Source organism: Bacillus cereus group sp. BfR-BA-01330, assembly GCF_022663885.1.
Taxonomy (GTDB): Bacteria; Bacillota; Bacilli; order Bacillales; family Bacillaceae_G; genus Bacillus_A; species Bacillus_A cereus.
In genome coordinates this window covers 111014-123123 of the sequence record NZ_JAKUGK010000007.1, presented here as the reverse complement: position 1 = coordinate 123123, position 12110 = coordinate 111014, and the positions used below count along the sequence as shown (strand labels likewise).

Below are 12110 nucleotides of genomic sequence, written 5' to 3'. Positions count from 1 at the left end.
GGAGCGTCTTCCACTATTACGCTTGTTGTTGCGCGCTATATAATTCTTCAAGTGGCTTCATGATAATTTTGTTAACGTCACCGATTACAACGTTTAGACGTTGCTCAGTTTCCATTAATTTTGTAATTTTAGCATCTTGTTGAATGCGAGCTACAACTTCTTGTGCTTGTTGGTTATCTTCTTCAGTGATTTCTTGGCCTTGCATCATTTTTTGTTGTAGGCTAAGTTGCATTGTACGGAACTCATCGAATAAGTTCTTTGAAGCTGTGTCAGCTTGAACTGCTGCGTAGCTCTCTTTTAAAGTTTTGAAGTCTTCGTTTTCAGCGATTGCTTTTTGTAATTCATATGCAACATCATGAATGTTCTTTGTCATTTTATTTTTCCTCCTTTAGAAGGCTAGCGCTTTTCACTCGCACTGCCTTTTACGTGCATTTACATACGCACCTCTTCTTACCATATCAAACTATGCAAGAGATGTGAAGAAATTTCACTTTTATTTCTATGTACTCACCTTATTATCTAAGAAACAATAGTAACAATCCTTGTACGAGCCCGATCATTCCGCCTAATAACGCTCCTAAATACGTAATCATTTTCAATTCATTTTTCGTAATAGACAGAACTAAGTCTTCTAATCTTTCTGTTGAGAATGTAGACACTTCTTGCTGGACAATTTCCGCAAGGTGTAGATTATTTAGTATACTCTCTACATTTTCTGTTCCCCACTTTAAGCCTTTCGCTACTGCACTTGGAACCACTTTTTCAATAATTGTTTCTCGAACTGGTTCACATACTTGCTGAACAGATTGATTTAAAAACTTACTCACTGTTTCCTCTACTCTAACTGCTGACAGCACGGAGCTTACAATCATTTCTTTCTCTACAAATGCTTCCAATTCTTTTACATCTCTTCCTTTTAACTTTTCCCACTCTTTTTGTAGTACGTCAGTTAAAAGCTGCTTTGTAGCATCTTGCCCTAAAAACTTAATAACTTCTGGCTGCACACGATCCACAACACTTACATTTCCTAAAAACATTCCGACTAAGTTAAGTAGCGTTCCACGAGAAGCAAAGAAATCATCAATCATTTTTGAAAGACGCGCTTTCCCTTCTTCACTTTCAAAAAAGCTAATTCCTCGCTCTAAAATAAACGCCGAGGCATTCGGAATCGCATTCTCTATCTTTTCATGTACAGAATGAGGTAAAGCCTGTTCCCATGTATATGTATAATACTCTGCTAAAAATGCATGAATTTTTTCTGTAATCACATATTCGATTTTTCGAGTCGCTTCTTCTTCTACATGCGCTACATTCCATTTTTCTAACATATGTCGCAGTGATTGTTCATTCGTAATTACTTTATCCACTTCCACTTGCGCCCAGTGAATTAAACCTTTTTGAAACTCTTCATTTGTTAGCTTTTTTCCAATTCCTTCTGGTGTTAACAAATGTTCTACAACCATTTTTCCTAATTGAACAGCAAGTTCATCACGACGCTTCGGAATTAACCCTGGTGTAAATGGAACTTGAAACTTTCCGATATAAATAGGACGATGAGGACGAAATAACATTTTTATCGCTAAATGATTCGTGTATCCCCCAATAATTGCTCCGAGTCCTGTCGTCGTTAACATATTTAACCATATATTCATTACAATCAACCTTTCACTTCTCCAAAACTATAGCATATCATCATACGGACAAAAGTATAATGGTATAAAAACGTATTTGCAATATATAGCTTCGCCTATTATGCAAATAGTAGTAAAGGAGTGATTTCGTTGGTTCTCGGCCTTTTAACTTCTAAACTTCATTATGAGCAAACGTATTACACCGAAATCGCTAAACGCGCTCGGCTTTATCATAATGTCGTTGCCCAGTTTACGCCATTTTGTATTGATTCTAAAACAGACCTTGTTTCTGGTCTTATTTACGATACAGATACAGGAAAATGGAAAGAGCAAACATTCCCTATTCCTTCTTATATATATGATCGTTATTCTTTTCACGAGGAAACAGACTTTGAAAAAGCAAAATCAATTATTCACTCTTTGCACAACCGTCCTTCCACTACCTTTTTAAATAACACACTTATTAACTTAAGTGAACTACATGATTTATTTCTTACTAATAAAAAACTGTCTCCTTATATACCCAAATTTGAAGTGGCAACGATACAAAACATTTTCAAACTGTTGTTAAAAACTAAAGATATTATTATACGCCCCACTAATATACATTCTAAAGACAACTTATATCGAGTCGCTTACAAAAATAAAACGTTTCATATCGATACAGTAAATGAAAAATACCATACTTCTCTTCCAATCAAGCGGACAGATGAATTTATATCTTGGTGTAAATCTAACATACGTTCATCACGCTACATAGTGCATACCATGCTACAACCACCAAATCAATTAACATACCCACTCCACATTCGAACCATTTTGCAAAAAAACAAAGAACAAACTTGGAATATTATCGGTCAATTTATACAAAAAAGTTCATTTCCTAATCAACTTTTACCCTCAGCAACAGACGATGATTCATTGCATTCATTTTCAAAAATTAAATACGTACTATCTAGTACAGGTGTGCAACTATTGCAAGACGCTTTACACGACATTATAAATGAAGTATTCCAAACACTAGATCAGTCTTATTCTTCATTATTCGAACTAGAACTTTCCACAATTATGGATCAAAAAGGCGCAATTTGGCTTATGTATGTCAACACGATTCCTCCTTACGAACAATACATTCGTCATAGTGATTCATTAGCCGAAAAGATATTTCACGGACCACTTAAATTCAGTCGCTTTACACCATAATGAAAGGAGGTAAACCTATTTTGAAAGAACATATATATACATTAAACATTTCAGATGAACATCCAAATAGCATTACTTTACCTTACGTTTTTTCTATTACACCACCTATTACATCCCTATCCTTCGGTATACGTCACATTGCAAGTAAAGAGGTGAAAATTCATTATTCCTTTACTCGCGAAATTATTATCGGAAAGCATATTGCCGAAAAACTTTTACTGCCTCAATCCACTACTATTCATGCATTTACACAAAACCAAACAATTATTTTCGGACCATTGATTGGCATTTTTACAACTGGCTTTAACGATGATTCTTCTACCCCTTTAGGAAATCGTTCAATTGCTCTCAGTGAGTTGTTAACACCACCATTCTCATTACGACCGTTCGTATTCGTCTTTGGCGTTCAACATATAAACTGGGAAGAAGAAACGATTGAAGGATATTTCTTTCAAGAGAAACAATGGGTAAAGAAAAAAGTCCCTTTACCAAATGTCATTTACGATCGATTACCGAATCGACAAGCGGAAAATTATAAACCAATCGTCAGAGCAAAAAGAAAGTTAGAACATGACTACTGCATTCCATGGTTTAACCCAGGTTTTTTCAATAAATGGGAAGTTCATCAACTTCTTACGAAAGACGAATCAATTAAACCCTTATTACCAAATACAGAAGCATTTCAGCATTTTGAACAAGTAGAACGGTTTCTTGGCACATATAAATCCGTGTACATGAAACCAATACACGGGAGCTTTGGTAGAAATATTCATCAAATATTTTATTCTCAAACAGAGAATTGCTACTACTGTCGTTATCGCGAAAATGAAGAAAATAAACTGAGAAAGTATCAATCATTAGAAACGCTTCTAAACCACGTATTAAAAGGACATGATTTAAAAAAGTTTATCGTACAGCAAGGTATTTCGTTACTTCGCTTCGATGGGCAACCTGTTGATTTCCGCATTCATACAAATAAAAACCATTTCGGTAATTGGATAGTTAGTGCAATCGTCGCCAAAATCGCCGGCAAAGGCAGTTTAACAACGCACGTAAATAGTGGCGGTGATACAAAATTATTACAAGAGCTTTTTCCAGATTCAACGAAACAAGTTCAAATTGAAAATAAATTAAAACATACTGCCTTACAAATAAGTTACGCGCTCGATGAACAAGTAACTGGAAATATTGGAGAAATCGGTTTTGATATCGGTTTAGACACAAAGGAAAATCCGTGGCTCTTTGAAGCCAACTCTAAACCTGGGCGAACTGTATTCCAAGATAAAAAATTAAAAGAGCAAAGTGAACTGACGCGCCAATTATTTTACGAATATGCCGTCTACTTAACTGAACATTCTTTACGTGATACAAAAGAAAAAATGTCTCAAATAAAATCAGGGGCTTCATCAAACACCGAACATATCCCTTCTCCTATGATTCACTCACAAATACAAAAACAAAAACTTCCACCTAGATAATAAGGTGGAAGTTTTCTATTTACACAAGTTTTACTACAACCTCAGTTTCCACGTTACATACTCTGCAATAAAAAATATGATTGCAATATTCATTTGAATTATTATGCGTTAAACCATCTACTGCACTTAATAATTCTTGATCCATATAGGCACTATAATCGTCTATGTAATCTACAGACTTCCCATAATCTTGGAGTATACTTTGGCAATTTTGACAAGAATATGTTTGTGATTCTAATGCGTTGCAAAGCGGGCAAATTCCCATCATGATTCCTCCATACGTTATCGTTTATAAGCCTCTCTTTTTTAGAGTGAAGAGAGCAACCTATCCAGACATAGGAGCGCCCACTCCATCCCTACTTAAAAATAGAACTATGAAGTTGCTACCGATTTCATTTTTATTTCAATAAATCATAAATAAGAAGCTAATAATTAGCCTACAAGTAGCAAGCTACAATGAAAAAATTATATTTAATATCACCCTTAGTTTGGCCTGTTTTCTTAAAAATACAACGATTACTCTTATTTCATAATTTACGAAATCAATACGTTTTTTTTGACAAAATTTACAAATTATTATTTTGTATATCTTTCTAGGTAACATCCATACTATGAGTACAAACTTAATTACCGATGGATTAGCGCCAACCGGGGCGATAATCTGGTTCAACTCCAGCTAGTCCAACCAAAAAAACTTTTATAACTCTAAGGAGGATATATTCCTATGGCAAACCAAAATTCTTCAAATCAATTAGTAGTACCAGGTGCAACAGCTGCAATCGATCAAATGAAGTACGAAATCGCTCAAGAATTTGGTGTACAATTAGGAGCAGATTCTACGGCTCGCGCTAACGGTTCAGTTGGTGGAGAAATCACAAAACGTCTAGTTGCAATGGCTGAGCAAAGCCTTGGCGGATTCCACAAATAAATATATATGGCAAAAAGGTCTCAAGGCATATGCCTTGAGACCTTCCTTAATTTATTGCAACATTTGTAAAAACTTCTTCGTGCGTTCTTCTTTTGGATTTGTAAATACTTCTTCTGGTGTACCTTGTTCGACAACGACACCACCATCCATGAAAATAACACGGTTCGCAATTTGATGTGCAAAACGCATTTCGTGCGTTACAATAACCATCGTCATGCCTTCTTTAGCAAGTTCTTTCATTACTTTCAGAACTTCTTGAACGAGTTCAGGATCAAGCGCTGACGTCGGCTCATCAAATAGTAACACTTCCGGCTCCATCGCAAGCGCGCGCGCAATTCCAACGCGCTGTTGTTGTCCGCCTGATAATTGGAACGGATATAAATCCACTTTATCTGCTAAACCAACTTTTTCAAGGAAATAGTTTGCTTTTTTCTTCGCTTCTTCTTTCCCCATCTTTTTCACTGTAACGAGCCCTTCCATTACATTTTGAAGTGCTGTTAAATGCGGGAATAAATTATGGTGCTGGAATACCATACCTGTTTGCGTACGAAGATTAACAATATCTTTCTTCGTTACTTTTTGAGAGAAGTTAAGCTCTTTATTACCGATACGAATATTACCAGCGTTTGGCGTTTCTAATACATTGAGACAACGTAAGAATGTCGTTTTACCAGATCCAGACGGCCCAATAATAACAACAACCTCGCCCTTCTCAACTGTTAAATCTATATGCTTTAGTACGGTATTATCTCCGAAACTTTTTTGTAAGTGCTGAATTGAAATCATAAAAACAAAAACTCCTTTTGTAAAAGGATTATTTTAATGTATAGCGTTCTGAACGCTTTTCTAACATCTGTTGTACGATTGATAATAAGAAACAAATAACCCAGTAAATAAGACCTGCTTCAAAATAAACAATTAAAAACTCGTAGTTCATCGCCGCAATTTCCTGCGCTTTTCGGAACATTTCTGTTACTAAAATTAACGATGCTAATGAAGTATCCTTCACTAAGCTAATAAATGTATTTGAAAGCGGCGGGATTGATACGCGCGTTGCTTGTGGTAAAATAACACGTTTTAATGCTTGTGGATATGTCATCCCAATTGTATAAGCTGCTTCCCACTGCCCTTTCGGAATGGAAAGGATAGAAGCACGAATAATTTCAGATGCATATGCACCGACATTTAATGAAAATCCAACAACTGCTGCTGTATATGGCTCAACTTCAATATTAAGAGTTGGAAGACCATAGAAAATAATAAATAATTGTACAAGAAGTGGCGTTCCGCGAATGATAGATACATAGATACGAGCAATCCATTGTAAAATACGACTACCAGAAATACGTGCGAGCGCTGTTAACGTTGCCAGTATAATCCCGATAATAAATGTAATAAGCGTTAATGGAATTGTTGTAAAAACAGCTTCCTTCAGCATAGGCATGAAGGAAGTCTGCATAATATCTATCCAAGTAGACAATCGATCTGAAACCAATGCACTACTTAGATACATTTTCACCGAACCATTTTTTCGTTATTTTGTCATACGTACCGTCTTTTTTCATATCTTCTAACGCTTTATCTACTTCTTGTACAAGCTTATCGCTACCTTTACGGAATAAGAATCCACTTTCTGAAGCTTCTTTTTCAGTATCTACAATTTTAATTTTCGCATCTTTTTTCGTTTCTAAATAATTTAATACTGATAACTTATCATTAATTGTAAAATCAACGCGTCCTGAAGCTAATAATTCTGCTGCTTGGCTAAATCCTTCTACACCAATAATTTCCGCACCATTTTTCTTAGCGATATCTGCATAGTTACTCGTTAAAGATTGTGCTCCTTTTAATCCTTTTACATCAGCAAATGTAGCAGGCTTATCTTTATCTTTTGCAATAACTAATGCCGCTGAAGATGAAACGTATGGCTTAGAGAAATCGTATTTCTTTTGACGATCTTCACGAATACCAACTTCGTTTGCAACCATATCGAAACGTTTTGCATCTAAACCAGCAAGTAAGCTATCCCACTGTGTTTCTTTAAATACAGGCTTTACACCTAAACGTTTTGCAACTTCTTCTGCTAATTCAACATCGAATCCAGTTAATTTATTGCTTGAATCGTGGAACGTAAATGGTGGATATGTACCTTCTGTACCAATTACAAGTTCACCGCTTTGTTTAATCTTTTGTAACGCATCTTGACTAGCTGTATCTTTTTTCTCTTCTTTACCGCAGCCGGCTACAATCCCGATCGCTAATGTAGTTACTGCAAGCACTGAAAATAATTTCTTCATGATTGTAATCCTCCAAGTATTCTGATAGGAATTTAAAAACTATATTGATTGTATGCAATCTTGAACAATTTTTCAATGAAAATGTTCTTATTTAGTTTATCCTTTTTCTTCATAATCAAACAAAAGGGAAAAATAACGCTACATACAAAAAATAAGTAACATTTTTTAATATAGCATTTATAAAGAAAAAGGTAAAACAATACTTCTTATTTAACTGTCGTAATTCGCTAAAGAGTCGACATGTTCATCAATAAAAAAGAACTTGTGAAAATCACAAGTTCTCCTCCATACCTATTAAGCACTCTGATTGCCTTCCATTTGCGTTTTATACATATCATAATAACGCCCACGCTTTTTCATTAGTTCATCATGAGACCCTTTTTCCAAAATCGTCCCTCTATCGAGCACAATAATTTGATCCGCACTTTTAATCGTTGAAAGACGGTGAGCAATAATAAACGTCGTTCTTCCTTTTTTCACAACTTCCAGCGCTTGTTGAATCATCGCCTCTGTTTCTGTATCAATACTAGATGTTGCTTCATCTAAAATTAAGATAGCTGGATCAAAAGCAAGCGCCCTAGCAAACGAAATAAGCTGACGTTCTCCAGTGGAAAGCGTACTTCCCTTTTCTGTAATTTCTTCATTTATATTGTTTGCAAATCTTTCAGCACCAACATCATGCAATGCTTTTATGATACGCTCTTTTGAAATTTTTTCGTTTTCTAAGCTTACATTGGAAGCGACCGTTCCGCTAAAAAGAAACGGGTCTTGCAGTACGATTCCCATATGTTCACGGGTTGCTTGTTTCGGCATCTCTTTTACATCGTGACCATCAATCGTAAGCTTTCCTTTTTCAAACTCATAAAATTGAAAGAGTACATTCATGATAGAACTTTTTCCTGATCCAGTATGACCGACAAGTGCCACTGTCTCGCCTTGTTTCGCTTCAAAAGAAATATTTTTTAACACTTCATCTTTTCCATTATAAGAAAATGATACATTATCAAATTTTACATTTCCTTTTAAACGAGGCATACGTTCTTCTTCTACCGGTTCCCCTTTTTCCTCTAACAATTCAAAGACACGTTCTGATGCAACGCGCGCTTGCTCTAAGTTTGCAAGCTGGTTCACCATATTCGTAATTGGCGAGAATAATCGTGTTAAATAATCGACGAACGCATACAGTACCCCAAGTGAAATAATACCTGTAGCACTTAATGACGCACCGCCGAAATACCAAATTACTCCTGTGAAAGCGATATTTCTTAATACGGCTACTAAGTTATGCGAAGTTGCTGCATTTAAATTTAAAATTTTATTTTGATACTTAAAATAATCGCCATTTAATTCTTCAAATTCTTTTTTCGTTTCACGCTCTTGACGGAACGCTTGAATAATTGGCATCCCTTGAATGGATTCATTCACTGTTCCGTTAATATCAGATAAGCGAGAGCGCATTTTATGATTGTATACAGACGCATATTTTCTATAAAGAATCGCCCAAACAATTAAAATTGGGATAATTAATAAACATAATGAAGCGAGCTTCACATCTAATAAAAATAACGCAGCGAATATCCCAATAATATAGATGATACTAGAAACGAATGTTGCCAGCACCGTTACATATAAATCACGAATGGCCTCTGTATCATTCGTCACACGCGAAACAATTTTCCCCGCCGGTAAATGATCAAAGTACCGAATTGGCAACGTTTGAATATGAGAAAAAACATCTTCCCTCATAATTTGAATAATTTTGTTCGCTGCCTTCTGCAAGAAGAACTGCTTTCCGTATGCAAATAATGACACGACTACTAATAAAGCGAAATAGCCACCACCAAGTAATAATAGACGGTTTATTTCTGGTTTATAAAATGCAAACACTTCTTCTTTCGTTAATGCTTTCGCTTTATACACTTGCACCGCCTTACCATTTTGAACGGTAATCATATCCCTTTTTACAGTCCGTGACCCTTCCGCATTTACTTTATTCGGTACAAAATAATATTGAAAACCGACTTGCATTACGCGTACTTCTTTTCCTTTTTTCTCGCCTTGTTCAAAGCGATCACTTCGCTTATAAAAAGCCCCATTATACGAAACAGCATCTTCACTCTGTTCTGTTTCATACCAAGGTTTCTCTATCCCGACGATATGATCGTCAATCATCGTTTTAGCGACGAAAGGACCAGCAAGCTCTGCGATGACGAAAATAAATAACATTAACATCGCAGCAAAAATCGTCCCCTTCACTTTCATCGCGTATTGAAACAACCGTTTTGAAACACTCATATTTTCACCCCACTATCCGCACTTTCACTTTCACCTTGTTGTCTTTCAAACTGCTCAGCATACCAGCCTCCCTTTTGGATAAGCTGATCATGCGTACCTTCTTCTATAACTGCACCTTCATCCATAACGAGAATCCAATCCGCATGTTGCACTGCAGATAAACGATGCGTCGTAATAATCGTCGTCTTTCCGCTTCTTTCCGTTCTTATATTTTCAATGATCGCTGCTTCCGTACGAGCATCTACAGCTGATAAAGAATCATCCAAAATTAAAATTTCTGGATTTTGAATAACAGCTCGTGCAATCGAGATCCTTTGTTTTTGCCCTCCTGATAAAGAAACACCTTTCTCTCCAACGAGCGTTTCTAACCCTTCTGGTAAAAACTCTAAATCCTTTTTAAACGCAGCAATTTCAATTGCTTTCTCTAATTCTTCTTCAGTCGCTTCCCTATTTCCGAATAAAATATTTTCTCGCGCTGTTTTTGAGAACAAAATATGCTCCTGCGGTACATAACCAATCCAGCCGAGTACATTTTCATTCGTCATTTTATCTAATGTCACATCAGAAACTGCAATATCTCCATCTCCAAGCGGATATTGGCGAAGAAGCTGACGTACAAGCGTCGTTTTCCCGCTTCCTGTTTTTCCGACAACCCCTAGCGTTTCTCCTTGCTTTAATGTGAAAGAAACCTTTTTTAAATTTTCTTCAGTTGATGAAGGATATGAGAAAGACACATCATCAAACTGAATATAATCCGGCTCTTGCACAAGCTTTGGATGTTTCGGATTCTTTACATCTGGCTCATACGCTAACGTTTCATTCACACGGTCAAGCGAAGCATTTCCTCTTTGCATAACATTAATTAATTCACCAATTGCAAACATCGGCCAAATCATCATCCCTAAATACACGTTAAAAGAAACGAGTTCACCAAGGGTCACCTTTGACTGGAACACAAGGTATGCACCGTACACTAAGCCGATTAAATAACTAAGACCGACAAGCATTTTCACAGTTGGTTGGAATAATGCATCAATCTTTGCTACCTTCATATTTTTTTCGTAGACGTCATCTCCTAGATGATGAAATCTTTCCTCGTCTGCATTCTCTTGTACGTATGCACGAATAACGCGAACACCAGCGATTGATTCAAGCACTTTATCGTTCATATCACCAAACGCATCTTGCGCAACTGTAAATCTTTCATGCAATTTCTTTCCATATATATTCATCGCATACGCCATAATTGGAAGCGGAATAAGCGCTGCAAATGTAAGCTCCCAACTAATTGTAAACCCCATCATAAAGACAATCGTAAGCATATATAAACTAGAATCCACAAGCGTTAATATACCAAAACCAGCTGTCATAGCGATTGCTTTCAAATCATTTGTCGCTCTCGCCATTAAATCACCAGTACGATTTTTTTGATAAAAAGTCGGCGTCATCTTAAGTAAATGCCCCATAAATTTAGAGCGCATCGTTTTCTCAAGTACGAATGCACCGCCAAACAATTGATGTTGCCATACGAAAGTGAGGCCATATCCAACGATCGTAACCCCTATTAAAATAAGAATAGACTGTATAATAGCTTCGTTCGATAACGTTCCTGTTTTTATGTTATCTATCGTAACCCCTAACACTTTCGGGGGAATCACTTCAACTATATTCACAATTAAAAGAGCTCCAATGGCAATACTATATCTCTTCCAGTGCTCCCTAAAAAACCACTTTAGCTTTAGTAATACTGATAACAATGTAACCTCTCCCTTCTCGTTCTCGTTTACCTCTCATTTCTTTATCCACTATCCAGACCTATCACATTTACATTTCGTAACCCATACAATCTCATCACATTTTTCCACCTTCCAAAGTTTTTTATCGGAACTAAACAAGGGAAAATAAACAAAAAAAAGCATACCGCCGCTTGACGATATGCACAGGAATGCATAAAAAGCGTACGTTACGATATACGCAACGTACGCTTCTTATAAGACAAAGATGCCCTATATATCCGTACGGGTTGCGTAATGATATGAATGTTTTCTGCCATTTAACAGAGCTAAGCCCATTACATTTACGATTACAATCATTACGCACACCCCTTTCATTTATTTTCCATTTATAATCTTACAACTTTATTGAGTATTCTGTCAATTATTTTTTTACACTTTAAATAAAAATATATGATACACCATTTTGAAATAAGGGAATGTTCTGTAAGAAAGGGCATACAAAATAAAAAAAGAATAAGAAATCGTTTTCACAAACATTTCAT

Annotated in this window: 11 protein-coding genes; 3 read left to right on the top strand and 8 right to left on the bottom strand. The window is 36.1% G+C overall.

Going from position 1 to position 12110, the window contains the following annotated elements:
* Window positions 1–16: 16 nt before the first annotated feature.
* Window positions 17–373 (bottom strand): YlbF/YmcA family competence regulator, encoded by a 357-nt coding sequence (locus tag MR112_RS20315; protein WP_000164614.1) that lies wholly within the window; start codon window positions 371–373, stop codon window positions 17–19.
* Between the two features lie 142 nt (window positions 374–515).
* Complete coding sequence (locus MR112_RS20310; protein ID WP_242245241.1) at window positions 516–1652, bottom strand: DUF445 domain-containing protein; 1137 nt, start codon at window positions 1650–1652, stop codon at window positions 516–518.
* Window positions 1653–1781: 129 nt separating this feature from the next.
* Here MR112_RS20310 and MR112_RS20305 point away from each other — a divergent pair, with 129 nt between their 5' ends.
* Window positions 1782–2834: a YheC/YheD family endospore coat-associated protein gene (locus MR112_RS20305; RefSeq protein WP_000242827.1), complete on the top strand. Its 1053-nt coding sequence runs from the start codon at window positions 1782–1784 to the stop codon at window positions 2832–2834.
* Between the two features lie 20 nt (window positions 2835–2854).
* Window positions 2855–4312 carry a YheC/YheD family endospore coat-associated protein gene (locus MR112_RS20300; RefSeq protein WP_074554198.1) on the top strand — a complete coding sequence of 486 codons (1458 nt, stop codon included), beginning with the start codon at window positions 2855–2857 and terminating at the stop codon, window positions 4310–4312.
* Window positions 4313–4331: 19 nt separating this feature from the next.
* Here the strand turns inward: MR112_RS20300 and MR112_RS20295 are convergent, their stop codons facing one another.
* Complete coding sequence (locus tag MR112_RS20295; protein ID WP_000510476.1) at window positions 4332–4577, bottom strand: hypothetical protein; 246 nt, start codon at window positions 4575–4577, stop codon at window positions 4332–4334.
* Window positions 4578–5036: 459 nt separating this feature from the next.
* Here MR112_RS20295 and sasP point away from each other — a divergent pair, with 459 nt between their 5' ends.
* A complete protein-coding gene (sasP, locus tag MR112_RS20290) occupies window positions 5037–5240 on the top strand; it encodes a small acid-soluble spore protein, SasP family (protein WP_000013338.1) in 204 nt (67 codons plus the stop codon).
* 51 nt (window positions 5241–5291) lie between these two features.
* Here sasP and MR112_RS20285 read toward each other — a convergent pair whose 3' ends face one another.
* The 5 genes from MR112_RS20285 to MR112_RS20265 all read right to left on the bottom strand — a co-directional run bounded on the left by MR112_RS20285 (window position 5292) and on the right by MR112_RS20265 (window position 11589).
* Window positions 5292–6026, bottom strand: a complete 735-nt coding sequence (locus MR112_RS20285) for an amino acid ABC transporter ATP-binding protein (RefSeq protein WP_000623610.1) — start codon at window positions 6024–6026, stop codon at window positions 5292–5294.
* Window positions 6027–6054: 28 nt separating this feature from the next.
* Entirely contained in the window at window positions 6055–6753 is a 699-nt protein-coding gene (locus tag MR112_RS20280) for an amino acid ABC transporter permease (RefSeq protein ID WP_000281499.1), read from the bottom strand.
* A complete protein-coding gene (locus tag MR112_RS20275; protein ID WP_000732843.1) occupies window positions 6740–7537 on the bottom strand; it encodes an amino acid ABC transporter substrate-binding protein in 798 nt (265 codons plus the stop codon). The genes MR112_RS20280 and MR112_RS20275 overlap by 14 nt, the downstream gene beginning before the upstream one ends.
* A gap of 294 nt (window positions 7538–7831) precedes the next feature.
* Window positions 7832–9832: an ABC transporter ATP-binding protein gene (locus tag MR112_RS20270; RefSeq protein ID WP_074554200.1), complete on the bottom strand. Its 2001-nt coding sequence runs from the start codon at window positions 9830–9832 to the stop codon at window positions 7832–7834.
* A complete protein-coding gene (locus MR112_RS20265; protein WP_000953783.1) occupies window positions 9829–11589 on the bottom strand; it encodes an ABC transporter ATP-binding protein in 1761 nt (586 codons plus the stop codon). The genes MR112_RS20270 and MR112_RS20265 overlap by 4 nt, the downstream gene beginning before the upstream one ends.
* Window positions 11590–12110 lie beyond the last annotated feature (521 nt).

What these genes read in the sequence shown, in the direction of transcription:
- MR112_RS20315 (WP_000164614.1), bottom strand. Translation starts at nt 373, where the DNA reads ATGACAAAGAACATTCATGATGTTGCATATGAATTACAAAAAGCAATC.
- MR112_RS20310 (WP_242245241.1), bottom strand. Translation starts at nt 1,652, where the DNA reads ATGAATATATGGTTAAATATGTTAACGACGACAGGACTCGGAGCAATT.
- MR112_RS20295 (WP_000510476.1), bottom strand. Translation starts at nt 4,577, where the DNA reads ATGGGAATTTGCCCGCTTTGCAACGCATTAGAATCACAAACATATTCT.
- sasP (WP_000013338.1), top strand. Translation starts at nt 5,037, where the DNA reads ATGGCAAACCAAAATTCTTCAAATCAATTAGTAGTACCAGGTGCAACA.
- MR112_RS20285 (WP_000623610.1), bottom strand. Translation starts at nt 6,026, where the DNA reads ATGATTTCAATTCAGCACTTACAAAAAAGTTTCGGAGATAATACCGTA.
- MR112_RS20280 (WP_000281499.1), bottom strand. Translation starts at nt 6,753, where the DNA reads ATGTATCTAAGTAGTGCATTGGTTTCAGATCGATTGTCTACTTGGATA.
- MR112_RS20275 (WP_000732843.1), bottom strand. Translation starts at nt 7,537, where the DNA reads ATGAAGAAATTATTTTCAGTGCTTGCAGTAACTACATTAGCGATCGGG.
- MR112_RS20270 (WP_074554200.1), bottom strand. Translation starts at nt 9,832, where the DNA reads ATGAGTGTTTCAAAACGGTTGTTTCAATACGCGATGAAAGTGAAGGGG.